This window comes from Chryseobacterium polytrichastri, assembly GCF_900142445.1.
GTDB classification, from domain to species: Bacteria; Bacteroidota; Bacteroidia; order Flavobacteriales; family Weeksellaceae; genus Chryseobacterium; species Chryseobacterium polytrichastri.
In genome coordinates, this window is record NZ_FRAV01000003.1 from 23,488 (window position 1) to 48,960 (window position 25,473).

The 25,473-nt window shown below is 33.7% G+C and carries 30 protein-coding genes; 19 read left to right on the forward strand and 11 right to left on the reverse strand.

The window, feature by feature from the left end:
* Positions 1-52: 52 nt before the first annotated feature.
* A complete protein-coding gene (locus tag BUB80_RS02390) occupies positions 53-400 on the forward strand; it encodes an RNA polymerase sigma factor (RefSeq protein WP_073290584.1) in 348 nt (115 codons plus the stop codon).
* 101 nt (positions 401-501) lie between these two features.
* Positions 502-984: a GNAT family N-acetyltransferase gene (locus BUB80_RS02395; RefSeq protein WP_073290586.1), complete on the forward strand. Its 483-nt coding sequence runs from the start codon at positions 502-504 to the stop codon at positions 982-984.
* A 127-nt stretch (positions 985-1,111) separates the two neighbouring features.
* Here BUB80_RS02395 and BUB80_RS02400 read toward each other — a convergent pair whose 3' ends face one another.
* Positions 1,112-1,939 (reverse strand): hypothetical protein, encoded by an 828-nt coding sequence (locus BUB80_RS02400; RefSeq protein WP_073290588.1) that lies wholly within the window; start codon positions 1,937-1,939, stop codon positions 1,112-1,114.
* Positions 1,940-2,206: 267 nt separating this feature from the next.
* The gene (locus tag BUB80_RS02405) at positions 2,207-2,779 is read right to left on the reverse strand and encodes a zinc-ribbon domain containing protein (protein WP_083546997.1); all 573 of its coding nucleotides are present in this window, start codon (positions 2,777-2,779) and stop codon (positions 2,207-2,209) included.
* Between the two features lie 559 nt (positions 2,780-3,338).
* Here BUB80_RS02405 and BUB80_RS02410 point away from each other — a divergent pair.
* The 9 genes from BUB80_RS02410 to BUB80_RS02450 all read left to right on the forward strand — a co-directional run bounded on the left by BUB80_RS02410 (position 3,339) and on the right by BUB80_RS02450 (position 9,390).
* The gene (locus BUB80_RS02410; RefSeq protein WP_073290592.1) at positions 3,339-3,737 is read left to right on the forward strand and encodes a hypothetical protein; all 399 of its coding nucleotides are present in this window, start codon (positions 3,339-3,341) and stop codon (positions 3,735-3,737) included.
* 255 nt (positions 3,738-3,992) lie between these two features.
* On the forward strand, positions 3,993-4,541 hold the full coding sequence (locus tag BUB80_RS02415) for a TlpA family protein disulfide reductase (protein WP_083546999.1): 549 nt from the start codon (positions 3,993-3,995) through the stop codon (positions 4,539-4,541).
* A 13-nt stretch (positions 4,542-4,554) separates the two neighbouring features.
* Positions 4,555-5,157 (forward strand): TlpA family protein disulfide reductase, encoded by a 603-nt coding sequence (locus BUB80_RS02420; protein ID WP_073290596.1) that lies wholly within the window; start codon positions 4,555-4,557, stop codon positions 5,155-5,157.
* 2 nt (positions 5,158-5,159) lie between these two features.
* Positions 5,160-5,612: a DsrE family protein gene (locus BUB80_RS02425; protein WP_073290598.1), complete on the forward strand. Its 453-nt coding sequence runs from the start codon at positions 5,160-5,162 to the stop codon at positions 5,610-5,612.
* 264 nt (positions 5,613-5,876) lie between these two features.
* A complete protein-coding gene (locus tag BUB80_RS02430) occupies positions 5,877-6,809 on the forward strand; it encodes a helix-turn-helix domain-containing protein (protein WP_073290600.1) in 933 nt (310 codons plus the stop codon).
* Positions 6,810-6,905: 96 nt separating this feature from the next.
* Positions 6,906-7,646 carry an SDR family oxidoreductase gene (locus BUB80_RS02435; RefSeq protein WP_073290602.1) on the forward strand — a complete coding sequence of 247 codons (741 nt, stop codon included), beginning with the start codon at positions 6,906-6,908 and terminating at the stop codon, positions 7,644-7,646.
* A 32-nt stretch (positions 7,647-7,678) separates the two neighbouring features.
* Complete coding sequence (locus BUB80_RS02440) at positions 7,679-8,164, forward strand: DUF1097 domain-containing protein (protein ID WP_073290604.1); 486 nt, start codon at positions 7,679-7,681, stop codon at positions 8,162-8,164.
* 43 nt (positions 8,165-8,207) lie between these two features.
* A complete protein-coding gene (locus BUB80_RS02445) occupies positions 8,208-8,960 on the forward strand; it encodes an SDR family oxidoreductase (protein WP_073290606.1) in 753 nt (250 codons plus the stop codon).
* Between the two features lie 10 nt (positions 8,961-8,970).
* Positions 8,971-9,390 (forward strand): hypothetical protein, encoded by a 420-nt coding sequence (locus BUB80_RS02450; protein WP_228433643.1) that lies wholly within the window; start codon positions 8,971-8,973, stop codon positions 9,388-9,390.
* Positions 9,391-9,524: 134 nt separating this feature from the next.
* Here BUB80_RS02450 and BUB80_RS02455 read toward each other — a convergent pair whose 3' ends face one another.
* Genes BUB80_RS02455 through BUB80_RS02465 form a run of 3 tightly spaced genes read right to left on the reverse strand, consistent with a single transcriptional unit; the run spans position 9,525 to position 10,948 of the window.
* Positions 9,525-10,028: a hypothetical protein gene (locus BUB80_RS02455; protein ID WP_073290608.1), complete on the reverse strand. Its 504-nt coding sequence runs from the start codon at positions 10,026-10,028 to the stop codon at positions 9,525-9,527.
* A gap of 2 nt (positions 10,029-10,030) precedes the next feature.
* Positions 10,031-10,555 (reverse strand): hypothetical protein, encoded by a 525-nt coding sequence (locus BUB80_RS02460; protein WP_139262497.1) that lies wholly within the window; start codon positions 10,553-10,555, stop codon positions 10,031-10,033.
* A 12-nt stretch (positions 10,556-10,567) separates the two neighbouring features.
* Entirely contained in the window at positions 10,568-10,948 is a 381-nt protein-coding gene (locus tag BUB80_RS02465; RefSeq protein ID WP_073290612.1) for a hypothetical protein, read from the reverse strand.
* 199 nt (positions 10,949-11,147) lie between these two features.
* Between BUB80_RS02465 and BUB80_RS02470 the strand changes: the two genes are divergently transcribed.
* Genes BUB80_RS02470 through BUB80_RS02480 form a run of 3 tightly spaced genes read left to right on the forward strand, consistent with a single transcriptional unit; the run spans position 11,148 to position 13,506 of the window.
* Entirely contained in the window at positions 11,148-12,011 is an 864-nt protein-coding gene (locus tag BUB80_RS02470) for an AraC family transcriptional regulator (RefSeq protein ID WP_073290614.1), read from the forward strand.
* Positions 12,012-12,071: 60 nt separating this feature from the next.
* Positions 12,072-12,878: an inositol monophosphatase family protein gene (locus BUB80_RS02475; RefSeq protein WP_073290616.1), complete on the forward strand. Its 807-nt coding sequence runs from the start codon at positions 12,072-12,074 to the stop codon at positions 12,876-12,878.
* A gap of 1 nt (position 12,879) precedes the next feature.
* Positions 12,880-13,506 carry an NAD(P)-dependent oxidoreductase gene (locus BUB80_RS02480; RefSeq protein WP_073290618.1) on the forward strand — a complete coding sequence of 209 codons (627 nt, stop codon included), beginning with the start codon at positions 12,880-12,882 and terminating at the stop codon, positions 13,504-13,506.
* A 611-nt stretch (positions 13,507-14,117) separates the two neighbouring features.
* Here the strand turns inward: BUB80_RS02480 and BUB80_RS02490 are convergent.
* From BUB80_RS02490 to BUB80_RS02510, 5 genes are all read right to left on the reverse strand, one after another.
* Positions 14,118-15,155, reverse strand: a complete 1,038-nt coding sequence (locus tag BUB80_RS02490) for a terpene synthase family protein (protein WP_073290622.1) — start codon at positions 15,153-15,155, stop codon at positions 14,118-14,120.
* A 221-nt stretch (positions 15,156-15,376) separates the two neighbouring features.
* Positions 15,377-15,769, reverse strand: a complete 393-nt coding sequence (locus BUB80_RS02495; RefSeq protein ID WP_073290624.1) for a RidA family protein — start codon at positions 15,767-15,769, stop codon at positions 15,377-15,379.
* Between the two features lie 75 nt (positions 15,770-15,844).
* Positions 15,845-16,537, reverse strand: coding sequence for a helix-turn-helix transcriptional regulator (locus BUB80_RS02500; protein ID WP_073290846.1), 693 nt, complete (start codon positions 16,535-16,537; stop codon positions 15,845-15,847).
* Positions 16,538-16,631: 94 nt separating this feature from the next.
* On the reverse strand, positions 16,632-18,287 hold the full coding sequence (locus tag BUB80_RS02505) for a serine hydrolase domain-containing protein (protein WP_073290626.1): 1,656 nt from the start codon (positions 18,285-18,287) through the stop codon (positions 16,632-16,634).
* Between the two features lie 118 nt (positions 18,288-18,405).
* The gene (locus tag BUB80_RS02510; protein ID WP_073290627.1) at positions 18,406-19,482 is read right to left on the reverse strand and encodes a helix-turn-helix domain-containing protein; all 1,077 of its coding nucleotides are present in this window, start codon (positions 19,480-19,482) and stop codon (positions 18,406-18,408) included.
* Positions 19,483-19,680: 198 nt separating this feature from the next.
* Between BUB80_RS02510 and BUB80_RS02515 the strand changes: the two genes are divergently transcribed.
* Entirely contained in the window at positions 19,681-20,811 is a 1,131-nt protein-coding gene (locus BUB80_RS02515) for an alpha/beta hydrolase-fold protein (protein WP_073290629.1), read from the forward strand.
* A gap of 104 nt (positions 20,812-20,915) precedes the next feature.
* Positions 20,916-21,314 carry a hypothetical protein gene (locus BUB80_RS02520; RefSeq protein ID WP_073290631.1) on the forward strand — a complete coding sequence of 133 codons (399 nt, stop codon included), beginning with the start codon at positions 20,916-20,918 and terminating at the stop codon, positions 21,312-21,314.
* 53 nt (positions 21,315-21,367) lie between these two features.
* On the opposite strand, the gene BUB80_RS02525 is transcribed toward BUB80_RS02520, so the two are convergent.
* The gene (locus BUB80_RS02525; RefSeq protein ID WP_073290633.1) at positions 21,368-22,261 is read right to left on the reverse strand and encodes a helix-turn-helix domain-containing protein; all 894 of its coding nucleotides are present in this window, start codon (positions 22,259-22,261) and stop codon (positions 21,368-21,370) included.
* A gap of 233 nt (positions 22,262-22,494) precedes the next feature.
* Between BUB80_RS02525 and BUB80_RS02530 the strand changes: the two genes are divergently transcribed.
* From BUB80_RS02530 to BUB80_RS02540, 3 genes are read left to right on the forward strand one after another with little or no spacing between them, the layout of a single operon-like run.
* Positions 22,495-23,487 carry an alpha/beta hydrolase gene (locus BUB80_RS02530; protein WP_228433645.1) on the forward strand — a complete coding sequence of 331 codons (993 nt, stop codon included), beginning with the start codon at positions 22,495-22,497 and terminating at the stop codon, positions 23,485-23,487.
* Between the two features lie 27 nt (positions 23,488-23,514).
* Positions 23,515-24,315 (forward strand): carboxymuconolactone decarboxylase family protein, encoded by an 801-nt coding sequence (locus BUB80_RS02535; protein ID WP_228433647.1) that lies wholly within the window; start codon positions 23,515-23,517, stop codon positions 24,313-24,315.
* Between the two features lie 19 nt (positions 24,316-24,334).
* The gene (locus BUB80_RS02540) at positions 24,335-25,459 is read left to right on the forward strand and encodes an alpha/beta hydrolase (protein WP_083547001.1); all 1,125 of its coding nucleotides are present in this window, start codon (positions 24,335-24,337) and stop codon (positions 25,457-25,459) included.
* Positions 25,460-25,473: the final 14 nt, after the last annotated feature.

Sequence of the window (25,473 nt, forward strand, 5' to 3'; positions counted from 1 at the left end):
AAAATGTGAAAAACACATGGGTATACAATAATATCCATTATAACCATGCCCAATGATAAAAAAGATTTCTAATATAGAATTAGACACGGATTTATTTTTATTAATAAAAGATAATAAAAAAGCCGGTTTAGACAAATTATACGAGTGCTATGGTTGTACTCTGTATGGTTTAGCTATTAGGGCAGGTCATTCACAGGAATATGCAGAGGAAATTGTTAAGCTTACTTTTTTTAAAGTTTGGAATCATATAGATCTTTTTAAAAATCAAAACAATTCAATGTGTATTTGGGTTATACAAAATTTGATATTGACTATTAAGGAATTCTTAAGTTCAAAAAATATCAGCTATCATTTTAAAACGGATAACTTTCCAGATTTTAGTTTTGAATGGATAGAGTAGCAGCCTTCTTTAATGAGAAAACATTAAAACCAACTTCCAAATAAATTCTTTAACAGCTATAGATTTTCATTACATTTGAAATAATTACCAATTTTGCTGATATGAATTTTAGAAATGCCACAATAAAAGATTTAGAAGAAATCCATACTATAGAAAACAGTTGTTTTCCTCCTAACGAAGCAGCTACTTTTGAATCTTTATCAAAGAGATTAAAGGTGTTTCCCAATCATTTTTGGATCCTGGAAAACGATAACAAGATGATTGGATATATTAATGGGATGGTTACGAACAATAAAACCATTCATGATGAAATGTTTTCAAATGTAGAATTACATGATGAGCATGCAAGTTGGCAATCTGTTTTTAGTTTAGCCGTGTCTCCTGAATATAGAAACAGTGGCCATGCAGCTCAACTTATAAATCATTTAATTGAAAAATCTAAAGAGCAAAATAGAAAAGGAATCACACTCACTTGTAAAGAATATTTGATTTCTTATTATAACAAATTTGGCTTTGTAGATTTAGGTATTTCAAAATCTGTTCATGGAGGCGAAATCTGGCATGATATGGTACTTGAATTTTAGGGAATCTAAGCATGAGTTTAGTGCAAGATGATACTTTTTGTATGTAGAGTTAATAGGTTTTGCTATGTCTATTTTTTTACCATTGTAAATTAGAACTTAATTATAACAGATCATCTGTGATGGTCTGTTACTTCATATATTTTCCAAAATAAGTATTCAAAGCTTCTTCATTGTATTTATCTTCTCCACGCCAATATTCTACAAAAGTCCAGTCACTTTTTCCTCTGCTTGGTCTTTCATAAGACGATGGTTTTAGAATATCAATGCATGCTAAAATTTCAATTAATATTTTCCTTTCGTCTTTCGTTGATTTAATAGCTGTTGAAAGGTTTTTTTCTAACGTCCCTGGATAGTCGTTGGGTTGAGAAGTATTTATGATGTTCAAAATATTTTTGAAGATTTCAATATCTTCTGTCGTAGGTTCAGGGATTTCGGCTATCTGAAGCTGTTGAAGGTCTAACAAGGTATAAATAAGTTGTCCGTGTCTGACTCCGCCCCATTTTATTCTTTCAAAATTTAAAACATTTAGGTCTTCATTTTGATACTCCTTTTCGCCGATAATACTATATTTTAAATCTCTGCAAACTCCACAAGTATAGCTTATGTGTGTTTCCTCTCCATTTTCTCCAAAGCTTTGTCCACTTACGGCTTGGGTATAGGGATGAGGTACCAATTGTTTCGCAATGAAATAAGAAGCCAAACTTGAACGCCAATCTAACCGTCTGCTTGAAAGGCTACTTAAAAATGCGGTTGCCACTTTATCCATTGAAATTGTAGGAAGAATCTCAAAAATTGTCTCTAAACATTGATCGTGCGAAATTGTTAAAGGATCAAACATTAAGCTTTTTGATTTGGCATACTCAAAGTCAGCGATATTTGTTTGTCTGTGCTGTTCATCAATCCAGCCGCTTTTCCAATAGGTTTTAAATAATATATTTTTAGCTTTTTTGTCCATAGACAGGTCGTTTAAAATTTTGTGTAGCTTTTTTTATTTGGTGTAATAAAGGTTCGTTCGACGGATTAAGTCTCAAATATATGTAATTTGGTAGAATTGTTATTAAGGAAATTCATCTTGTGTTTCAACTTAATTTAAAAGCGACAAGCTGTGACGTATTTTAACAAGAGAACAAGTCAATAAAAAAGTGGAACAATTTGTTCCGTTTCGTATTCATAAGTAATTGATGATTACATCGCATTTTCCAACTTCTAAGGAATTATTTTTTTAAGATGACATCTGTTTTTTCTTCAGAAGTGATTCGTAATGTTTTACTTTTTCCGGTTTATTCCATTTTTGATAAATTTCTACGACTGTAGTTAATTCCTCAATAGACATCTCTTTTTTATCTTTTTTGAGGATGCTGGAAAGAGTACTGGATTGAATTTTCAGTAAACGGATTTGTTGTCTGCATTGTAAACAATTTACGGGACTAGATTGTATCCAGAATTGTAACGTCTCATACCAAATCTTTTTTTCTTCTTTAGTAAACGTAAAGTCTTTACCACAAGTCCTGCAAATTAAATAGGTATCATAATATGCCACTTTGGGATTCCAAACATGATTTTGTAATGGAGGAATTGCGATGATAGCCTTTTTGTTTTTCAGACATAAATCACAGGCCCATTCAAAATTGTTGTTGGTAAAATCTTCATAGGCATCAATATTTAGATCTTTGTATTGTTTAAAATGTATTTTTATAATATTTTCAAGAATGGATAGGCAGACCGAAATTTCGGCTTTGTATTTTTCCATAGAGCAGCATGGGCATTTTACAGACTTCTCTTTTTTCTTTTTCATATTTTGTACATGTTCAGTTATTGTTTACAGCAAGATACTGTTTAATTCCTAAAATTTAAAGAAATAGCTTTATCCAGGTTAAATCTTTAATGTTTACTTTATTAGGAAAGATTTGATGGTTTCCAAATAAAAATCCCCAACAGCAGTTGAGGATATAAAAACTAATAATTTCGAAAACTCATTTTAATATGAGAATGAGGGCAAATGTATTGAAAAATTGTGAAATATTTAAGAATTGAAGGGAGGTGATGAATAAAGGAGATTTAAAATTTTATATATTCGATAAAACTAAATAGAAATGGATAACAAATTGCAGATCTTCAGGGGCAATTCACACCCATACGTTCCGGGTCTTCAGTCAATGCACCCATTTATATTCTTTGGTTTTCTTACCACGAAGAGGGTTTGTAAAGAGGTTAGAATTCTGTCAGGCGATGTCGCCTCTTGAATATTGGTTCTATCTGTTTTTGAAAAGTAATGACCCAAAATGCACAACGATAAAACAATAAAAATTGTTAATATTTTTGAAAGAACTTTTTAAAAATATACTTTTGTAGGAATGAGCGTTCAGAAGTTATATCAAAATAGTAAAATGAGATCTGTTTTAGGAATAGTTTTCATTTTGTGCATTCTGATTTTTTCATGTGCTGTAAAGTTTGGAATTAAAAATCTTCTGAAGATACAGACCAATTCGAAAAATAATTCATCAATTCCTAAAGAAAAATTTACTGGCAGTACTTCTGCATGGCAATGTAATTTTTGTAAAGAAAAAGACATTATATCGAATGGTGACGTTCCATTTTCGGTTTCAGACCTTCATGGATTTATAGCCTTTGCATTCATCTTTTTAGGAGGTGCTTTTCTGCTTCTTAATTCTCAGAAACATCCTGTTTATGATTCTTCCAAAAGAGGAAATAAAGTCCCCATATTTTTACAATACCGCAAACTTATCATTTGATTTTAAAACCAATCCAATCTGCTTTAATAAGTAGATTACAGTGATTTTAATTTCTTTAATCTTTATCGGCTCTAGAGGTCTGTAATGATTAATACATCAAAAATGATAAGAGAAATCCATCAATCCCATCAGTAACTTTTCTAAAAAAGTTGCTTCTTATACGATAGCCAAAGTTGTCGGGGCATTTTCTCTTTATCATAAAATTTTTAAAAAGTCTTCAAAAGGAGGAAAAACAGAACTTCAAAAAATAATAAAATGAACAAATTTATAATACAAAAAAGAAATATTTTTATCTTGTGTATCGCTTTAATCTCTTTCGGAATAAAAGCCAATCAACCTTCAATCAACGATTTTCAAAGTCCAAATCATTCTCAGAAAGTAGAGAGATTTACCAATGAAGATCTAGTTTTTATAGGTGAAAATGGAAAAAAGGTATCGTTGAAAGAACTGAAAGGAAAAGTAGTTTTCGTCAACCTTTGGGCAACTTGGTGCGGACCATGTGTAGAAGAAATGCCTACCATTAATAATCTTAAAAATAAATTTAGTGACAATAGCAACATTGTTTTTGTACTCTTGGATGTGGAAGGAAATATAGCGAAATCTAAAAAATTTATGAAGGGTAAAAATTATGATTTGCCTGTTTATATTGCAGGAAAAAAGATTCCTTCTGAATATTTTCAGGGAGCGATTCCTACCACTTTAATATTTAATAAAAGTGGAGAATTGGAAGCCAATATAAAAGGCGGAACAGACTTCGACCGACCTGAAGTGTATGAGTTTTTAAAAAAATTAACAGAGAAATAATTGAGTGCAAAAAATGGATAAGCTTAAACAATGGTTCAAAAAAAACTGGAGCACCGCAATCTTGGGAGTACTATTTGTGGTATTATTAGTCAGTCCAAATGCTAAAGCCTGGTTGATGAGGCAGGCAATTTCGACGGGATTATTTAATTCTAAAATAGAAGAAAAATCGAGCGGAAAACAGCAAGGAGAGAATAAAAATTCACCTTCTGTCAACTTTAGTGTGCGAGACGAAAAAGGCAAAATCATCAATACTTCCGAATTGAAAGATAAAGTTGTATTTATTAATTTCTGGGCTTCTTGGTGTCCGCCTTGTAGAGCAGAGTTTCCTTCAATACAGGAATTTTATACAAAATATCAATCCAATGCTGATGTTGTTTTTCTTACGATAAATCTTGATGATGAAGCTTCTTCGGGAAAAGCGTATCTCGACAAAGAAAAATTTACAGTGCCTTTTTTAGTTCCCAAAGATAATATCCCCTCAGAATATTTCAGCGGATCACTTCCTACAACGGTAGTATTGGATAAAAATGGCAAAATAAGGCTGCATCATTCAGGAATGGCAGATTACAGCAAAGATTCTTTTTACCAAGAAATTGATCAACTTTTAAAAGAATAAAAATGAAAAATATAAAGAAAATACTATTTCTGGCGACAGCTTTTATTGCTGTAAAACATTTAGCTCAGCAAACTACTTCAACATATCCTATTGCAAAAGCAAGTAAAAAACACTATAATGCTCTATATATCATCAATGAATCCGATGAAAATAAAATAAAAGCGATTATTAAAAATGTAGGGAATGCTTTGGAAGATCCTCGATTAAAAGGGAAACTTGAAGTTGAGTTACTTGCATTTGGAGGAGGTGTAGAGATGTTTAAAAAAGATAACTCCTATGAATTGGCACTCACTGCACTGAAAAATAAAGGAGTCGTGATGGTAATGTGTGAAAATACACTGAAAGAAAAGAAAATTGCCAAGAGCGAACTTTTCGATTTTGTAAATTATACCCCCAGTGCCAACGGAGAAATAATTCTTAGAGAATATGAAGGTTGGGCAGTTGTTAAACCTTAAATTTTATAGCCAATCTTTTGGTTAAATCACAAACCACCTTGTTACGATGAGGTGGTTTTTTGTTTTAATTCTAAATCCAAAGAACCAGAATAAAACCTTGCAATCTGGTTTTTACCAATTAATTGTTATGTGCCCAGTTGTTATATTATTAATTTGCATTATTACTTTTTCTGAAAGATTACAAGTATCAAAATTTTCTTTTGTCCGTTCTACATTATGCTATTTTTAACGATTAAATGATTAAGTTTATACCAAATTTATGCAATGGCAAATAGTAATATAAATGTTCGAACATTGCGCAAACTGTATCAGCAACTCGGACTTTCTATAGATTATTTAGAAGAAGAATCCGGGTTTACGATTCATTATCTTGAGCAAACTTTTAAAGACTTACCGTTTCGTTCGGAACCGTTTCGTCCCAATTATTTTAGTTTTCTGTTTATAAAAAGCGCATTGGGATATTATACCATTGATGACCAGCGATTTGAAGTAACTTCAGATACGGTCTACTTTACCAACCCTGGAAATTACCGGATTTTTGAGTGGGAAAAACTTGAGCATACCTGTCTGATAACCTTCGGAGAAGGATTTTTAAAGGAATATGTACACGATGATGTTTATCGTGATTTCTCTTTTCTGTTGTCGGAAACCATTGCTCCACGTGTTTTAACAAAGGATCAATTTGCTCAGATTGAAGAATTGTATACATTAATAAACAGAGAGTATAAAGGACATTCTCTATACAAGAATAAAATCATTGGAGCACTTGTTATTGCACTTTTACTAAAAATAAAAGAATATTTTTTTCAGGATTATAATCCCATTTATGAAGGAAATAGAAGCTCACAGATTGTGAAAAATTTTAAGTTGAATATTGAACAACATTTTCGGGATCTGATGAGTGGAAAAACAAATACACAATTAAGAGTTCAGGATTATGCAGATTTACAAAGTTTGCATGTTAACTATCTTTCAAGTGTTATCAGCAGTAAAACGGGGAAAACAATCAGTTCATGGATTGCAGATAAAACAGCGACTGAAGCTAAAGTTTTGCTTCAAGACAATGGGCTCAGTATCAAAGAAATTGCTGCTCGTTTAGGTTTCCTAGAAACACCTCATTTTAGCAATTACTTCAAAAAATATACTTCAATCAGCCCTGTCGAATATAGGAAACAGTATTTCGGTAAGCTACCTTAGAAATTTACAACATTTGCTATAATCTTTGTACGTTTTCAGGATCAATCATGTGTCAACTTTGTACTATAAAATTAACGTTTATAAAAACAAAGTATTATGAGTAATCTAAACAACAAAGTAATCCTTGTGACCGGAGCGTCAAGAGGTATTGGTGCTGAAATTGCACAACAGTTGGCTACAGCCGGCGCAAAAGTTATTGTAAATTATGCTAGCGGAAAAGATGCTGCAGAGCAAGTCGTAACTTCTATTAAGAATAACGGAGGTGATGCTATTGCTCTACAGGCGGATATCAGTAATTCAGATGCCGTAGAACAACTATTTGACAATGCTATCAGTCATTATGGAAAAATTGATGTATTGGTTAATAATGCAGGTATCATGATTACCAAACTGATTAAAGACACTACAGACGAAGACTTTTCACGCCAGTTTGACATTAACGTAAGAGGCACGTTTAATACTTTAAGAGAGGCGGCTATCAAGCTTGCAGATAATGGCAGTATTATTAATTTCTCTTCTACTACAACACGATTGATGATGCCAACCTATGGAACCTATGTCGCTACTAAAGGTGCAGTGGAACAACTAACTCGTGTTTTTGCGAAAGAAATAGGCTCTAGAGGCATCAATGTAAATGCAATCCTTCCCGGACCAACCAACACCGAATTATTTACCAAAGGTAAGCCTCAGGAAGTAATAGATCGTTTGGCTTCGCTTAATGCTTTCAACCGTTTGGGAGAACCTGCTGATATTGCCAAAATCGTAGCCTTTCTTGCCAGTGATGATGCGAAATGGATCAGCGGGCAAACCATTGGAGTTAATGGCGCTATGGCCTAATAATATTTCTTATTAATCTTAAAAATTTAAACATGAAGACTTTACCAATTGCAATAGCTTTTGGCCTGTTCGGGGCGATTGCAGTAACTGTTTCTTTTTCACAGCAGTGGCCTACATGGGTCATGTTTATTGCCTGGGTGAGTTTTTACATTTTCGGTAAAAAGTGGCAAAGTTCTCTGTGGGCATTTTTACAAATTGTACTGGGTATTTGTATGGCAGTTCTGATACAGGTAACAGCCGGATTATTAAGCCAGCTGATCGGCCAGTTTGGTTTCCCGCTTTCTGTATTCCTGTATATTGGTTCATTAGCATACTTTGCAAAAACAAAAAAACTGAACAACATACCGGCGTGGTTTCTAGGGCTTATTATTTTGTTTGGTATTCATCCGCCTTTGGAACCACTGCCGATATTGAAACTGTTGATACCCATCATTTCAGGATTTGTATTTGCCTGGATGAACAATTGGGTGGTTGAAAAAATCCATACCCGACAAATGTCACAATCATCGGTTCAATAATATCATTTTATACAATCATTATTAATTTAAAAATTCAAAAACAATGAATTCATTACAAAATAAAGTAGCCATTATTACGGGCTCAGGAAGAGGTTTGGGAAAAGCCATTGCAGAACGTTATGCCGCTCTGGGCGCTGATATCGTGTTGAATTATTCACGAGATAAAGCTTCAGCAGACGAGGTGGAAAGCAACATCAAGGCTATGGGAGCTAAGGTTATTTCTGTAAAAGCAGATGTAAGTAAGGTAGCCGATATCAAATATCTATTTGATGAAGCAAAGAAAGCATTTGGCAAAATAGATATTGTGGTTGCAAATGCCGGTATCGAAATGGTGGAAACACCAGTTACCGAATTTACTGAAGAACAGTTTGATCGATTGTTTTCCATCAACACAAAAGGTGCTTATTTTACCATGCAACAGGCTGCTCTGCAAGTGGAAGATAAGGGGTGTATTATTTATGTAGCCTCAAGTACTACAGCATTTCCGGTGCAAGGAATGGCGGTATATGGTGGGAGTAAAATGACACCAAGATATTTAGTGGATGTATTATCAAAGGAAATTGGACATCGTGGGGTAACAGTGAATACAATTATTCCGTTTGCAGTAGACCATTCCGGTATTTTTGCAGAAGAAGGAAGCTATCCCGAATTGAGAAAATCATTGATTGACAGTTGCCCCATGGGAAGATTAGCAGAAGTAGAAGATGTTGCTAATATCGCAGAATTTTTTGCAAGTGATTTATCTTCTTTTGTGAATGGCCAACATTTATTAGTGAATGGTGGGGCAAATCAATAATAGAAAGGTTTTGCCTATATTTAAATATATTTTATCAATCTTACTGTTAGCTTCTTTACAGGCTTGTGGACAGATTGGTAACCATCAACATCAAACCATTAATCGGATGGAATACCAAAAAATTAATAATTACAAAGTAAAAGCAGCAATCGAAGCTTGGCAGGATGGAAATTCCAAATTATGGCTTTCCTTCTTTACGACAGATGTAAAATTGCTGGATGATGGAAATCTAAGAGATTTTAAGGAGTTCTCTACAGAAGCTCTTGGGCATGAACGTTTCACAACAATTGATAAAGCGGAAGATAATGGGCTATCTGTTTATGGTCATTTCCATAGCGATACTTGGGGAGATTTTAAAACATATTTTAAATTTCACCTTGATGCTGAAGGAAAATTTAATAAACTTGAAATCGGTCAGGCTCATTATTAAAATCAAAAAATAAGATTTTAACTAGAAATTTGACTGATTAAGAATTGTATTAGCTATAATCAAAAGAAGCAATAAATAATCCCTAAGTAATAAAGCTTAGGGATTATGTATTTAATAAATTGAATTTTAAAATATTACTGAACAACTAGATAGGTTGTATTTTCTGATGCTACATAGAACCAGAAAGTTTGAGTTAAAGTTCCAGCAGTATACAGTGAACTTGGTGACCATGGGCAACTAGGAAATGCAGAATCACCCATATTGAAATCAATGTCTGGGGTCATATTGGTTGTACCGGGATATCTTGTGTGGAACCAAGCAAACTTCCACTGGGTAAGTGGTGAAATTGCGGTCAATAATCCTGACGGAATGGTCTGGAATGTTGAATTTGCATTAGGAGAAAGCAACACGCTAAATCCAGTTGTATATGCTCCTGCATCGTTAAAGTTATTGATTAAAGATTGTGTATTGGCAGGAAATGTTAAACTACCAATTGCTTCTGGATGACAGTTGGTAGGGCTGCCAGCTACAACACGCATGACAAGGTCATAGTTGGAATAATTCTGAATAAATAATTTTCCCTGTGAAAAAGCTAGAGAGAATATAAGTATCAGCGAAAGTGTGAGTATTTTTTTCATAGTTATTTTGGTTGGATTATAAAAAAGGTTTCGCCTCCTGACACGAACCAGTAGGCATTAAATTCATACGGTCTTGTAGGGGTTGATTCTACACTGTTGATTACAGGAGTGTTACAAGTAAGAGTTCCTATGGATGAACCGCTGTAATTGAGTGGGGTACCATTGGGATCTTCTACATAAAATTTATTCATCATCCAATCTGTTGTTGATCCTAAAGGCATGAGCACTGGTGATGAAGCGGGCTGAATAGTACTATTATTGAGTGCAAGCTGTACAGTCCATGAATTAATTGGAGGACTTTGAAGTTGGCTGTTATAATAGCCGTTGTAGCTTACAGCACCTAGTGGAGGAACGGGCACAGGATAATTGGTTCCACTGATGGTCGGGTAACAATTAGCGTTCGTCTGATTTGCTCCTACCAAATAATTTATTACATTATAATCGGAATAATTAAATATATTAATCGTTTTCTGAGCATGCAGGCTAAATACACTCATTATAAAGAGTGACATGAATATTTTTTTCATGGTCAAATGCTTTTAGTTTTCTGCCTTTTGATTCGCTTTTATCGTATTCAGCTTAGAAAAATAGACATGGGTTGCCTGTACAATTACTTTTTCTTTTTCTACTCTGCTGCTGGCTTCACTAAGATTGTTATTGCCATTTTTACCTACTAATTGTAATGAGGCATTGAATAAAATGTCCAATGATCTGTCATTCAATTGTGCACCTAACCGAGCTATTTCTTCAGGGGTTGATCTGTTTTCAGGCTTCATGATTTCCTTCATTGCTTTGTCAAAAGAGGTCATTTCTGTTGTCTTTAGCTCTTCATTGGATGCTAAAGTTGATCGTTCAGTTGCACATGAGAATGCTACACAGAAAATACCAGCATAGAATGCTGATAGAAGAATTGTTTTCATAATTATTAATATTTAAATAATGTTTTAGTTTTACGAATATATAAAATAATTCACTAAGTAGTTACTTTTAATGAGATGATTTAATTGATTATGATGAAAAAAATACGATTACTCAACATAATCTTCTGTTTATTATCTTATTAATTGAGCTCAGTAATTATTAAATCTTTATTTTTATCTCTTGAAAAATCAAAATCATATGATTCAGCAATTTGAACTTTCGCCTCAAGCCAAAGCAGGAATTATTATGGTCAATATGGAAGGTCCAAAAGCGGGGGATCATGATATTTCAAATCCTCATCGGGATGATCACTGCCAATTAATGTTGGCCTTACAGGGTGAATTTAAATTAAATATTGATTTTGAAAATGTTGAGTTTAGCTCACCTGCACTGCTTTGCGTATTTCCTGAAGAAGTGCATCAGGTTATAGATGTAAAAGATCCGAAAGGATGGATGATCAGCTTTGATCCGTCATTGGTTAATCATGAAGTGATGCAGGTTTTAGAAAATAAAATAACTCATCCGTTTTTACTTGAAGAAGGATCTGCTTTTTTCCAGCAGCTTATTGTGCTCATGGATTTGATTGAAAAAATGCAGGTACAAAATACCAACACTTATGTTCAAAAAAGCATTCATGCGTTACTCAATAGTCTTTTAAGTCTTATTGCAGGACAGCTTTTTACCAATATACAAAGTGATAAAGAGAAAGAAAATCGCGGTGTTATCATTAAAGAAGCATTTTTAAAGTTGGCTAAAGAAAATTTTAAAACCTGGAAACAGCCTGCTCAATATGCCTCAGTACTTTCTATTTCAACTGCTCATTTAAACGATACTGTAAAATTGTTAACAGGAAGTTCGGTATCTGCTCATATTCAGAAAGTGTCTATTATGGAAGCCAAAAGACTGTTATATTTTACAGATAAAACGGTGAAGGAGATTGCTTATGAAGTAGGATACGACGAACCTGTTTATTTCGGAAAGCTTTTTAAAAAAGTAGCCCATCTTACGCCCCTTGAATTTCGGAAGAAATTCCGTGGTCAGGACTATCTTCCCCTTCATTAAAACTACAATTTTGGGAAAGTGTGTAGGTAATTTTGCATAGTAATTAATACAATACATATTATGCAAAATGAAATCAATATCCCGATTATACTCGATGCAGTACGAAAAGTGGGTGGCGTCTTTTTAAAAGACTATAAACAGAATTCCATACCTCAAACCATGGATGAGCTCTTACAACAATTGAAAGATATCGATACATTGTGTCTGAGCTCTTTAAAGCAGGATTTATCAAAGGAGTTTCCCAATACAGAGTGGCTTATTGGCGATGAGTTTGATACCGATTCCCAAAGAAAACCTGCCGGACAAAATGAATATTGGCTTTGTGATGCAATGGATGGTGCAATACAATACCTTCAGCATATTCCGGGGTGGACCATCAATTTAGTTCTTGTTAGTAATGGAAAGCCTTTCTTTTCTGTTATTTATGATCCCTTAGCCAATGAGATGTTCTGGGCAAAAGATGAAGAAGGCGCTTTTATGAATGATAAACCGTTACAAATTACCGGTAAAACAGATGCAACAATCATGTTGGCTGTTTTTGAGTATGGACATCAGGATAAATCGAATAATAATTTAAATGAAAAAATTGGTTCCACAGTTACTAAGCTCATAGATACTTTTGGTATTATTAGAAATTATGGACCTCATGGGTTACAGCTGGCGTATGTAGGAGCAGGAAGAATTGATGTATTTATTCAGGAAGATATTGATACACATAACTGGCTGGCCGGATTGCTTATTGCTAAAGAATCGGATGCTGAAATACTGACAGCAGATGGAACTCCATGGAAATGGGGAAGCGAAAGTCTATTGGTGGCTAAAAAGAGTATTACTGAAAAATATCTGGAAAATAAATCTACCAAATAAAATGAATATAGCAATTATAGGAGCCGGAGCGGGAATTGGATTACAGTCTGTGATACAGGCGCTTCAAAAAGGACATACAGTAACGGCATTGTCAAGAAATACAGATCAGCTTCCAAATCATCCTCAACTAATTAAAATAAATGGAAGTGCAACATCTGCTGTTGATTTAAAAAAGGCTATACAAGGTGCTGATGCGGTATTTATAACCGTTGGAACAAAAAATAAAAAAGCAACGACTCTTTTTTCTGACATTGCTCAGGTGCTCATAAAGGTGAGCTGTGATTTAGATTTTTCTTCACCCGTTCTGGTTATTACAGGTTTTGGAGCAGGAGAAAGTAAAGGATATTTAAGCTTTTTTATGCGAACGGTCATTTCATTATTCCTGAAAGAGCAATACATTAATAAAACAATCATGGAAGAGTTGATCGCAAAAAGTACATTGAAATGGGAAATTATAAGACCCGGAATGCTTACCAATGGAGGTGCGAGCTCATCTTACAAAGTATTATCTGGACTTCAAAAAGGAATGAAAATAGGGAAGGTTTCAAGAGCCGATGTTGCCCGGTTTTTAATTGCTGAAGCTGAAGATCCGCAACATCTTTATCAATATGTAGCATTAACCTATTAATAGATAAAAAGATAGAATACGAATATAATTAATTGGATAGATCGTGAAGCTGCTAAAACAATACCTTGTATGATCAGTGTAGGATATATACATTTGCCAGCAGTCTAATATCCCTTTTTTATGAAACTGATTGTCTTGTTATTGCTGTTGTCTATCTCCTCACCGGTGCTTGCAGAGGATAATGTTAAGTCCAAAGTAGATCCGCGGGTTGAACTGTTTAGTATTATTTTCAGGTTGGCTGGAAATCCTGAATATAATATGAAACTTCACGAACTCAGTTTCCTTCTTTTGAGAAGTTTTATCCAATGATTATTACTAAAATTAATGAGCTAACCAAAGTGCAAAGCCCTAATTGAAAAACAATCCTTACAGCTTGTTTTGAAACATGATTCTTTTTAACCATTTTCACCATGTTGTAAGGATTGTTGGATAAAATATTTCTATATCTACTATGCGGTTGCTTCAAGCTCGACGGTTAATGTTGCAAAAAGGTCTTTTACTTCAAGCAAAGTGGTTAGTTGTTGAATACTGTGTTTCATGATAAAGGGTCCATAAATGTTCATACAATTTGAAAAAAATATTACTTTTTTATATAAGTATTTTACATTAATTTATTCTATTTTGGGTAATTCTTCTATTTGAGGAAAACCATTATTGTTGTAGCGCTTTGTTTCTAAAAGTGAAGTTGTCTGCCAGCCTTTGATAAACATACCCATACATTCTATTATTTCAATAACAGCTTCTTGCCATTCTCCAAAATCAGGAAGGGTTGACTTTAATAACAGAAACTCTTCTAAATCTTCATTATGCATACGTATAGTTTCCTCTAAGGCTTCTTCTTTTGATAATTGATAATGATGTTGAAGCACTCCTAACAAATTAAAATAAAGCCGCCCACTCACTTCATCTTTATGCAGAGACTGTACATCATTAAAATAGATAATAATACTGCTTGAAAGATGATATAAGCGTTTAATAACAGGATGTTTATAAATTCGGTCTGGTAATGTAATACCGGTTTGAATTTCAATAGTATCAACAAAGGCACAAACCATTAGTGATCTTACTCTGATACTAATCAGATTACCGACTGATGGAAATGTTCCATTCTGCTGGTACAAAACTTCCATTTCTAGGCCGTCAAAATACTCATTCAATGAATCGGCAAAACGATTAATTGATTCTGAAGGAATAAACTTCAAGAAATCTTCGCGTATGGCTGCCAGCTGATATGCAAGAGGTATTTGTGCTTGTTCAGGGGATATCTTACCCTTTAGTACTGCGATGGAGCGCTCTTGTGCAAAATGTATTTCATTAGGTGTTGCTACCTCATACATATCGTCGTTATACATTGCCCATAGCATAAATCTGCTAAGCGGTATCATACGATCAAGAGTGGGTGTTGTTGGCCACCAACGGGCAGACATAATTCCTGTATTGGTATGTTTGTATTTTTCCCGAGTTGCTAATGGCAGCAAATCTTTCAGTTCACCATCTATCCATTGAGTGTTGGCGATTTCTTGTAATGCTTTTCCAAAGGGACTAATTTTGTCTGGGAATGGATAAATAAATCGATTCTCAAGAATGTTTTTTATGTTCATAATTTGAGATTTTGTTATTATTGATTTAGTATCTTTAAAAATAATCATTTTTGGTTTAATATTGTTGAATTTTAAAGCATTATTGAGTTGAATAATTAAAAAAGATAAGATTTATCTGGTAAAAGCACAATATAATATTAATGAAAAGTACTCCGGATAATAGAATTTTTAAGAAATAAAGACAAGCCTTGCAGCGTAATGAAAATGGTTAAATAAAGTCATCTTTCAAAACAGTCTGTAAGGCTTGCCGGATAAAATATTTATATATTTTATTTAACTACGGTTGCTTCAAGCTCCACGGTTAATGTTGCGAAAAGGCCTTTTACTTCAAGCAAAGTAGTTGCCTGTTGAATACCGTGTTTCATGATAAAAGGTACATAAACGTCCATACAATTGGTGAAAAACTCATTAGTACTTGTAGTATATACATTGAGTCTGACAATATTCTTGCATTCATAGCCCGATTCGTTGATCAGGTGTTCTAAGTTGGCGATGGTTTGAATTAACTGACTTCTCATATCAGCCTGGCTGGGAATTCCGTTGGCGTCAATAGCCACTTGTCCGGAACAGTAAAGTGTTCCTTCTGGTTGCTTAACTTCTACCGCCTGTGCAGAATTTGTGTTTTTACCCCAAGCCCAAGGATCGAATGTTGTTTTTTGCATTGTACTCATTTTTTAATGGTGAGCTACAAATGTAAAAGGCACTTGTGACAGCCTTATGTCAGGGGTGAAAATGGGTTAATAAAATTTATCAAAATATTCTTGTAATGTCATCTTATGTTGTTCAAATTTTTCTTCCAAAACCTGCATTTTTGCAATCCTATCCAACCTGAAGTACCTGAATTCTTTTCGTAATCTGCACCATGCAATCAGTAACCAGTTTTCTTTTGTACTAATTAAGGCAAAGGGTTCAATTATTCGGGTTGAAGTTTCACTACTTTCGTTGCTGTAATCTATTTTTACTAAGAAGAAATTAGTTAAAGCTTTCTGCAGATCAGATATATTGTTACTGTTCCTTTCTCTGTTTATGTTTTGCTCAAAACGGGTTCTGTCTGCAAGTAAATTAGCTTTGTTTTTTTCTGATTGCCGTAATACTGCTTTTATTTTGTCAATGGCTTCTGTATAGTCTTTAATAAACGAAGTATCCTTATTTTTCAAAACAAGTTGTTCGGCAAGTATTAAGGCATTGGCTTCTTTTTCAGTAAACATTACAGGTGGGATTTTGTAACCTTCCATTAAAAAATATCCTTTACCTTCATCTGTAATAATAGGAACTCCTGCTTCTTCTAACGCTCTTATGTCTCTGTAGATCGTTCTTGTACTTACGTTGAATTTATCTGCAAGATTGGTAGCGGTCAAAAGTCTTTTGGTTTGCAGTTGCATCAAAATGGCAGTCAGCCGTGAAAGTCGGGTTGTATTATTATCGTTCATGGTTTTGTCTGACTGTTTGCTTTTATAATTTAACAGCGTAAACTTACAAAAAATATGAATCAGGGAATTACAGATTAACCGATTCTTGAACGGCTTATTTAATTTTTGTAAAGAGGATATTGTGTAAATTCTGTCCAGATAATGAAAATCCAATAATTTTACCTTCTTTATTTTTCGAAAAACTGAGTTTTCCAAAAAAGCCTTCATTTGAATAAAAACTATTTTTGGTAAGTGGGTGCAGAGCAATGTCATTATTTAAGCTATGTTGAGCAATTAACTCGCTATTCTTGATAACTAATTCATATTCAGTGTTAAACTCTTCGTTTCTATAAATGCCTGCAAATTCGGCAAGATTCATTTCATTAGGTTTTGGAAGGTTTACATTTACCCTTTTACTTGGATAAGTAAAGTCTGCGATATGAAAATTACATGTGCTTTTATCAAATGAAAAATAGCTGATGGGCAAATTCGGATTGGCAAAAACTCCATCTCCGATAATCGGTAATACCATCTTGTTTTGCGTTCCGAAAGCTTGATAATAAAGTGAATTGTTTTCGGCTATTATGGTAAAAAATGAACCGGGAAACATTTCATAAGTGCCTTCAAATGCTTTCAATTCTTGTGTTGTATAGCTGGTTTTTTGTAATGATGGATTTTCTTTTTCATATTCTTTTAAAAATAAATCTACAATTTCATACACAAGTTGAAAGGGTTTAAAATCATTATTATTTCCCAGCATCACCACTGAAAATTTATATTTTGGAATAGTTAAAATATAAGAACGATAACCCGCATCGCCGCCGCCATGAAAAACAAGTTCTAAGCCCTTATATGTTTTAGATTCTAAGCCTAAACCATATCGAATGGTTTCTCCGGAATTGAGAATGGTAGGTTGTAGCATTTCATCTAAAATTTCTTTATTTTCTACAGACGGATATTGCATGGTAATGGCCCATTTACTTAAATCATTAATGGTTGTACTGATTCCTGAAGAACCGTTAGCCATCATATTGAAGGCATAATTTTCGTATTTTCCATTTTTTAATCGATAAGAATAGGCTTTATTTTTAATGATTAATGATGAGGTATTCACCGCTGAACTATTGTTCATCTGTAACGGGATGAAAATTTTATCTTTTAAAATTTCCTGAAATGGTTTTCCGGTTAATCTTTCGATAATTTCGGCAAGCAGGACAAATCCGGTATTGTTGTATTGGTATTGTTCACCAGGTTTAAAGTTAACCTGTTTGATATGAAGCAACATTTCTACAATCTCTTTATGCGTCATTTTATCGCCGGGTTCTATGCCTTTCAATTGAGCTAGTTCGTATAAATTGGAAAGTCCATGTGTATGATTAGCCAATTGACGAAGCGTTATTTTGTAAGGTAAATCTTTTAATTCCGGTAAATATTTTCTTATATCATCATGTAACGAAAGTTTACCCTCTTTCTCTAATAAGACCGCAAGATATGCCGTAAATTGTTTAGATACAGACGCAATATGAAAGGCTGTAGAATCTGTAATTGGGATGCCATATTCCATATTTGAAATACCTCTTTGACCACTGTAAATGGTTTTCCCTTGTTCAATAATCGCTAAAGCAACGCCCGGATTATTCTTTTGGTAATAATGATGTAATAACGAATCTACCTTGTTGATTTGATTCGTTCTATCCTGTTTTTGAGCAAGACATATATTGCAGAATAATATAAAAACGAGGATGAAGGTAGCTTGATATGAATGTTTCATTTGATTCAAAATTTAATTTGAAACAAAGTTGAAACTTTGATTTAATATAGAAGTCCGAGCACCGATAATCGGACTAATTAGTATCAGTTAATGAGTCCGATTAAAAGTCGGACATTATTTAAGTGTTTGATTTTCTGTAGTCTGAAGGTGTTTGCTCAGTTTCTTTTTTAAAAGCTGTGTAAAAAGAAGATTTAGAATTAAAACCAACCTGATACAGAATTTCCAAGACGGTTAACTGAGGTTGATTTCTCAAAAGTATCTTGGCATCTTCAATTCGATATTCATTGATAAAATCGAAAAAATGTTTTCCTATGGTTTGATTGATGAGTACAGACAGTTCTTTTTCTGGCATGTTTACTTGTGTCGCTAATTTTTGTAGGGTTAAATCAAAATCCAGATAAGGTTTTTCATTTTCCATATAGGACGTAAGCGCTAAGGAAGATTCATTGTTTTCAACTTTTTTGTTGAGGTGTATTTTGTTTTTTTCAGATTTAGATTCAATGGGTTCCAGTGCAATTTTAACACCTGTAAAAAGCTGCGGATTATATAAAGCTTTTAATACGAACCAACATATCGTGAATAAAGCAATTGTACTAATTACCAGATAGATATTTTGTAAGAGACTTTGATCTTTTCCGAAATATAAAAGTCCCAATTTTATCAGCACAAAAAGATGGGCAACGCAAAAAAATAAGGTGATCTGAAACAGCCATTTATAAGTTCCATTATCATGATGAGAATAGTTTTCCAAATAAACAGTTTTGTATTTCTGTAAACTCAAAAATATCAAGATAATATAAATATAATACTGAAGTTCTCCTACAATTGTAAAAGATAAATAACTTTGATCTGAAGCAGAATCTATTTTGAAAATGATACAAAAGAAAAGGAACAGGAGAGTGTGTAAAAGATGTTTTGGTTTGAGCTTAAAATCAGAATAGCAAGTAGCTAAGACGTACAAATAGAATGCGGGCATTTGCAATAAAGAAGAAGATATTTTCAAGACTTTAATCAAAGGATAATCATCTAATGTATTGCCTATAAAAAAACCGGTAAAATCAAATGCGGTAAGCAAAAGAAATAAAGCAAATAGTTGATTGGCGAGTCTCTTGTTGCTTTTTACCGTAAAAAGAAAAACAGAAAATAGCAACATAAGAAAAACAATTAGTTTTCCTAAACTGCTAATTAAATCCATATTTTTTTCCAATTCATTATTTTTTATGATTCAACAAATGTAAGGAAAGCAATTTTTTATTAAAACCAATATTTTACGAATTCAATTTACCGAATGATAATATGAATATATTACGATATTTCTAAGTAAAAAGGTGTGAAATTTTTTAAGTATAAATCCGTACTTTAGACAACTTTCCATGATTTTAAAACAATATAAATGCAAAAATTAAAGATAATAACTTCCATTCTAGGTTTATGTTCAGCTATGGTATTTTCTCAACATTATACAACTTCCGTAACAGCATTGAAAGGAAAAGAGTTTCCCAAAGTTGATAAAGAAAGGCAAACTCAGTTTAAAGTTTATTTTCCGGATGCAAAATCTGTTGTGCTGGATGGGGGAGACGGGATGCAAAATATAAAATCTACAGTAGCTAAAGATAAAGACGGCTTTTGGAATGTATCTACTTCTCCTATGGAAATAGGTTTTCATTATTACTGGTTTAATGTGGATGGTAAGCGTACCAATGATCCGAATACAGAACTGTACTTTGGTTATGGTCAACCCACAAGCGGAATTGAAGTCCCTTCCGGTGAAGATTTCTTCTTTGAGAAAAAGGTAAAGCACGGGAAAATTATTGATGATAGTTTAAATTCAGAAATAATAAAAGGAAAGCGTAATTTCAAAGTATATCTTCCTCCTAATTACGGAACTGAAAAACTTCCGGTCTTGTACCTTTATCATGGGACTGGTGAAGATATTACAGGTTGGGAAAAACAAGGTTATATCAGGAATATTCTTGATAATCTTTTTGCAGAAAAGAAGGCGAAAGAAATGATTGTGGTAATGGATTATGGTGTTGCGCTGAATCCTGAAGAAGAAAAAATGCCGGATGATTACCCAAGAACGGTTCTTTCTACTAAAAACCTTGATAAGATTGTAGTTCAGGAGCTAATTCCTTATATCGAAAAAAAGTATAAGACCAACGCTAAAAAAGCTATTGCAGGCCTTTCTCGCGGGAGTTATCAGGCAATGTTTATTGGAGCCAACCATCCGGAGCTTTTCTCAGCAATTGGAGCTTTCAGTCCTGTTATTTATGAAGGAACAGAAAGTCAGCCTTTTAAAGAACTTCCTATTAGTAATGTACTGAAATCACAGCAAAAACCTTTTTTCTTTATTGGAATTGGAGAAAAAGAAGATGCCAGATTTTTTGAGTTTAATGAAACGATCATTAATTATCTTAATCAAAATAAATATCCTTATTTACAATATAAATCTTCCCAAACCTATCATGAATGGCTTACATGGAGAAGATGTCTTTATCAGTTTGCCCAGAAAATATTTAGATAAAACGAAAGGATTGAGTATAAATTTTTATTAAAATCAAGCACACGTCTAAAATACATATTTGGCATTAATAAATTGATTACTTTGCCATATATAAAAATATCAGAATGATTAGCTTTCAAAAAGTACTCCTATTGTCTTTTTTCTTTTTTTGTGGTTTATCAATGGCTCAGGTTCAAGGATCTATCAATTACAACGTGCATATTAAAGATGCTAAGGGAAGGTTGATTAAAGATGCTCAAGTAGAAGTATTCACCAGAAATGTATCATGGATAAAAGGGGGAAATGGTGATTTTATGTTAGTGTTTGATTCTGTGGAAGCTCCTATAGCAGTGAGTATAGCCTATAAGGCAAAAGGGTATAAAACGCAAAACTATAATTATGAATCAGTACCCAATTCAATACTTGAGCTAAATATCATATTAGAGAAAGGAGAGGATGATAAAGCAGAACAAAAGAAGTTGGAGATTTTGAGAGCAACCAATGGGAAATACGATAAAGAGTAGAGACAAGTCCTTTATATTCTCATACAATATATAAAGCGAAAAGTTTTTAATGATTAATTTAAATTTCGGTATTCGTTAGGGGTTGTCCCTGTTCTTTGTTTGAAGAGTCTAGAAAAATGCTGTGGATATTTAAAGCCCAATTCGTAAGCAATTTCGCTGATAGATTTATCAGCGTCAAAAATTCTTTCTTTGGCCACCTCAATTACCTTTGCCTGTATATATTCTTGGGCTGTTTTACCGGTTTCTTTTTTAATTAAGTCTCCGAAGTAATTGGTAGACAAATGTAATTCTTCAGCACAGGATGTAACAGAAGGTAAGCCTTTGTTTAAAGGTTTGTCGGATAAAAAATAAGAATTCAGCAGTTCTTCAAATTTTTCTAATATCCCTTTGTTGGCATGATCTCTTGTAATAAACTGACGGTCATAAAATCGAGTGCAATAATGTAAGAATAACTCGATATTTGATACAATTAATTGTTTGCTGTGCTTGTCAATAGAATGTTTCAGTTCGTATTCAATTTTACTCAGGCAGTCCATTATGATGATTCTTTCCTGCTCAGACAAATGTAAAGCTTCATTTACTGCGTAAGAAAAAAAATGATAGTCGTGAATATTTTTGGCTAAAGGAGTTCCTATGATTAAATCTGGGTGAAATACCAATGCTATACCTTGTGGCTGATAATAATCTTCGCTATTACTTCCTATAATCTGTCCCGGTGCTAAGAATATCAATGTGCCTTCTTCGTAGTCATAATTATTTAAACCATAACGTAAGTCTCCGCAATGAATCTTTTTTAGGAAAACAGTATAAAACTCATAGCGCAGACGGCGGCCTTGCCGAGGAGCAGCTAGATCTAAATCTACCACACTAACCAATGGATGGAGCGTTTCCTGGTTATTAAAAGCGTTATATTCTTTAATATTCTTAAAATCAATTAAATCTTCCATTGCATTGTTTTTTTTGCAGTAACACTACAAAATTACTTAATTCATTAATAGCTTTTTATATTCGTATGCCCTAATCCGTGATATTGGTTAGTAATACAGTGATTGGTATACAAACCCAAGAACTTCTTCTTCTCATCTTTGTAATATCAAATTATTAAATGTAAAAAAGAATCATGAAATATTTAGCCATCTTATTATTTGCACTTGCATCAAATACTATTTCTTCTCAAAATATGAAAAAACAGAAACCATTGATAATTGAAAAACAGGGCGCATTTTCTGCAGGAGGAACAGTCATTAAAAGTGAAGGTACTTACGATGCATTAAAACCTTGGAATGAACAACAAGGTGGGCAAACCCGCCATGGAGACCACGCAGATGTATTTTATCAGATTCCAGAAAAGCATAAGCAGAAGTCAATGATATTTCTGCATGGCTACGGGCAGTCCCGTCGCAGTTGGCAAACTACAGCTGACGGTAGAGAGGGCTTTTCAGACATTTTTTTAAGAAAAGGCTATAGTGTTTATCTTGTAGACCAACCGGGCCGAGGTGATGCTGGACAAACGATTAAGTCTGCTCAGGTAGATGCAATTCCTTATGATCAAACATGGTTTACACAGTTTCGTATAGGTCTATATCCTAATTTTAATGAGGGGGTTCAGTTTCCGAAAGATGAAAAATCATTAAATAATTTCTTTCGTATGATGACCCCAAATACAGGGAATGTTGATGAAGAAACGATTGTTAATTCACTGTCTGCTGTATTTGACCAATCAGGAGAGGGGATATTGTTTACACATTCTGCAGGTGGTGTACCTGGGTGGAAAACGGCAATAAAAAATACTCATGTAAAAGCAATTGTAGCTATTGAACCAGGAGGTTTTACTTTTCCAGAGGGCGAAGTACCGAAAGGAAATCGTGCTGGGAAAGGTGTTCCAATGCATGGATTTATGAAGCTTACAAAAATTCCTATTGTAGTTTATTTTGGAGATTATATTCCTAAAGAAGAAACCAATGCAGCTTCCTTAAATTTTTGGCGTAATGTATTGGCTACGGCTAAGCAATGGGCAAAAGTAGTAAATCATTATGGAGGCGATGTTACCATTGTGCATCTGCCAGAAATAGGAATTAAAGGCAATACCCATTTCATAATGTCTGATCTAAATAATCAGGAAATAGCAACCATTCTTAATACATGGTTACACCAAAAAGGTTTGGATAATTAATGACATAAAAATTAAATCACCTATTGCATGAAAATAAAGAAATACGAATTATATACTGAAAAACAGAGTCTTAATTTTAAAAGTAAAATGATACAACAATTAAAATTTCTAATTTTTATAATAGCAATCACTTCACTGTTTAATAATCCTTTAAAAGCACAACAAATGGCAACATCCAATAAAGAATTAAGTATAAAAGATAAAAGTATTATTACTATTTCATCTTTTACCGCACAAGGCAAGCTGGCGGAACTAAAACAGCAATTAAATAAAGGCCTTGAAGCAGGTTTAACAGTAAATGAGATAAAAGAAATCATGGTACATTCTTATGCTTATTGTGGCTTTCCAAGAAGTATAAGAGGTTTACAGACTTTTATGGAGGTAATAAACGAGCGTCAAGAAAAAGGTATTACAGATCTGCTTGGTGCAGAGGCTTCAGCAATTATAAATGATAGTAGCAAATATGAGCGTGGTAAAAAAATATTGGAAGAATTGACAGGTACACCACAACCCGATAAACCTACAGGTTATTCTGCTTTTGCTCCGGCAATTGACAGCTTTTTAAAAGAGCATCTGTTTGCAGATATTTTTGAAAGAGATGTGCTGACTTATGCTCAAAGAGAATTGGTTACCATTTCTGTTATCTCGGCTATTGGTGATGCAGACCCGATGTTGCAGGCTCATTTAGGTATTTCATTACATGTTGGCTGGTTACCTCAACAGTTAAGAGAGTTTATTACGTTCATCAGTCCAACTATGGACAAGAAAAAAGCAGAAGCTGCTAAGGCAGTTTTAAACCAAGTATTAATTACTCAAACATCAAAATAATTTATAAGATCAAAGAAATATGAAAACGGTAAAATTTTCAATAATTACATTAGTTCTGTTGGTGGGAATTTTCCATACCACGAATGCTCAAACGATAAAAAAAGAACAGCAAAAAACAATAATTTCTAAAACAAATGCGATGAAAAATGAAAAAACAGCTTCTAGAAAAAATCCTTTCACATTAGTATATGATGATGCTATTACAGAAAACGTAGCGGGTAAAGTGAATATCCATCCTGTTACTTATACCATCCATGAAATCAACATAGCAGCCAACGTATATACACCACCCAATTATAATCCGGCAAATAAATATCCTGCGGTTGTAGTAGCTCATCCAAATGGAGGAGTTAAGGAGCAGGTTGCAGGTTTGTATGCACAAAGATTGGCAGAAGAAGGCTATATCACAATTACTGCAGATGCAGCTTACCAAGGTGGTAGTGGTGGTTTTCCCAGAAATGTAGATAAACCGGCAAATCGAATTGAAGATATTCATGCGATGGCTGATTTTATTTCACAATACAAAGGCGTAGATACCCAAAAGCTTGGTTTGTTGGGGATTTGTGGCGGAGGCGGTTATTCTTTGAGTGCGGCTCAATCCGACAAGCGTTTTAAATCGGTGGCTACTTTAAGTATGTTTAATTCAGGCTTAGTCAGAAAAAATGGGTATATGAACTCAGCTCTTAATACCATTCAGGACAGGCTTAATCAAGCGGCGGCGGCAAGAGCGCAGGAAGCATCGGGAGGAGAAGTGGTATATATAGGAGATGTTAAAACCTTTCCAACCGATGAGCAAATTGCAAAAATGCCTTTCGATTTATATAGAGAAGGTACGATTTATTACGGCAAAACTTATGCACACCCAAATTCTTCAGGAAAATACACAGCAAGTAGCCTGATGGATTTAATGACGTTTGATGCAAGTGCCAATATGGACTTAATTCAGCAACCTTTACTCATGATTGCAGGAAGTAAAGCAGATTCTAAATACATGACAGACGAAGCCTTTGCCAAAGCAACCAATGCAAAAAATAAAGAGATGTTTATTATTGATGGTGCCACGCATATCCAAACTTATTGGAAACCCGAATATGTAAATCAGGCAGTTGATAAATTATTAAAATTTTATTCAAGTTCTTTATAATCAAATCTTTTTTC

Coding starts and splice junctions, on each gene's coding strand:
- BUB80_RS02440 (WP_073290604.1), top strand. CDS start 7,679: ATGAAGACTTTACCAATTGCAATAGCTTTTGGCCTGTTCGGGGCGATT.
- BUB80_RS02415 (WP_083546999.1), top strand. CDS start 3,993: ATGAACAAATTTATAATACAAAAAAGAAATATTTTTATCTTGTGTATC.
- BUB80_RS02455 (WP_073290608.1), bottom strand. CDS start 10,028: ATGAAAAAAATACTCACACTTTCGCTGATACTTATATTCTCTCTAGCT.
- BUB80_RS02430 (WP_073290600.1), top strand. CDS start 5,877: ATGGCAAATAGTAATATAAATGTTCGAACATTGCGCAAACTGTATCAG.
- BUB80_RS02475 (WP_073290616.1), top strand. CDS start 12,072: ATGCAAAATGAAATCAATATCCCGATTATACTCGATGCAGTACGAAAA.
- BUB80_RS02530 (WP_228433645.1), top strand. CDS start 22,495: ATGAAAAAACAGAAACCATTGATAATTGAAAAACAGGGCGCATTTTCT.
- BUB80_RS02510 (WP_073290627.1), bottom strand. CDS start 19,482: ATGGATTTAATTAGCAGTTTAGGAAAACTAATTGTTTTTCTTATGTTG.
- BUB80_RS02395 (WP_073290586.1), top strand. CDS start 502: ATGAATTTTAGAAATGCCACAATAAAAGATTTAGAAGAAATCCATACT.
- BUB80_RS02490 (WP_073290622.1), bottom strand. CDS start 15,155: ATGATTATTTTTAAAGATACTAAATCAATAATAACAAAATCTCAAATT.
- BUB80_RS02525 (WP_073290633.1), bottom strand. CDS start 22,261: ATGGAAGATTTAATTGATTTTAAGAATATTAAAGAATATAACGCTTTT.
- BUB80_RS02420 (WP_073290596.1), top strand. CDS start 4,555: ATGGATAAGCTTAAACAATGGTTCAAAAAAAACTGGAGCACCGCAATC.
- BUB80_RS02405 (WP_083546997.1), bottom strand. CDS start 2,779: ATGAAAAAGAAAAAAGAGAAGTCTGTAAAATGCCCATGCTGCTCTATG.
- BUB80_RS02500 (WP_073290846.1), bottom strand. CDS start 16,537: ATGAACGATAATAATACAACCCGACTTTCACGGCTGACTGCCATTTTG.
- BUB80_RS02520 (WP_073290631.1), top strand. CDS start 20,916: ATGATTAGCTTTCAAAAAGTACTCCTATTGTCTTTTTTCTTTTTTTGT.
- BUB80_RS02535 (WP_228433647.1), top strand. CDS start 23,515: ATGAAAATAAAGAAATACGAATTATATACTGAAAAACAGAGTCTTAAT.
- BUB80_RS02435 (WP_073290602.1), top strand. CDS start 6,906: ATGAGTAATCTAAACAACAAAGTAATCCTTGTGACCGGAGCGTCAAGA.
- BUB80_RS02470 (WP_073290614.1), top strand. CDS start 11,148: ATGATTCAGCAATTTGAACTTTCGCCTCAAGCCAAAGCAGGAATTATT.
- BUB80_RS02460 (WP_139262497.1), bottom strand. CDS start 10,555: ATGAAAAAAATATTCATGTCACTCTTTATAATGAGTGTATTTAGCCTG.
- BUB80_RS02390 (WP_073290584.1), top strand. CDS start 53: ATGATAAAAAAGATTTCTAATATAGAATTAGACACGGATTTATTTTTA.
- BUB80_RS02480 (WP_073290618.1), top strand. CDS start 12,880: ATGAATATAGCAATTATAGGAGCCGGAGCGGGAATTGGATTACAGTCT.
- BUB80_RS02465 (WP_073290612.1), bottom strand. CDS start 10,948: ATGAAAACAATTCTTCTATCAGCATTCTATGCTGGTATTTTCTGTGTA.
- BUB80_RS02410 (WP_073290592.1), top strand. CDS start 3,339: ATGAGCGTTCAGAAGTTATATCAAAATAGTAAAATGAGATCTGTTTTA.
- BUB80_RS02540 (WP_083547001.1), top strand. CDS start 24,335: ATGAAAACGGTAAAATTTTCAATAATTACATTAGTTCTGTTGGTGGGA.
- BUB80_RS02515 (WP_073290629.1), top strand. CDS start 19,681: ATGCAAAAATTAAAGATAATAACTTCCATTCTAGGTTTATGTTCAGCT.
- BUB80_RS02400 (WP_073290588.1), bottom strand. CDS start 1,939: ATGGACAAAAAAGCTAAAAATATATTATTTAAAACCTATTGGAAAAGC.
- BUB80_RS02445 (WP_073290606.1), top strand. CDS start 8,208: ATGAATTCATTACAAAATAAAGTAGCCATTATTACGGGCTCAGGAAGA.
- BUB80_RS02495 (WP_073290624.1), bottom strand. CDS start 15,769: ATGCAAAAAACAACATTCGATCCTTGGGCTTGGGGTAAAAACACAAAT.
- BUB80_RS02425 (WP_073290598.1), top strand. CDS start 5,160: ATGAAAAATATAAAGAAAATACTATTTCTGGCGACAGCTTTTATTGCT.
- BUB80_RS02505 (WP_073290626.1), bottom strand. CDS start 18,287: ATGAAACATTCATATCAAGCTACCTTCATCCTCGTTTTTATATTATTC.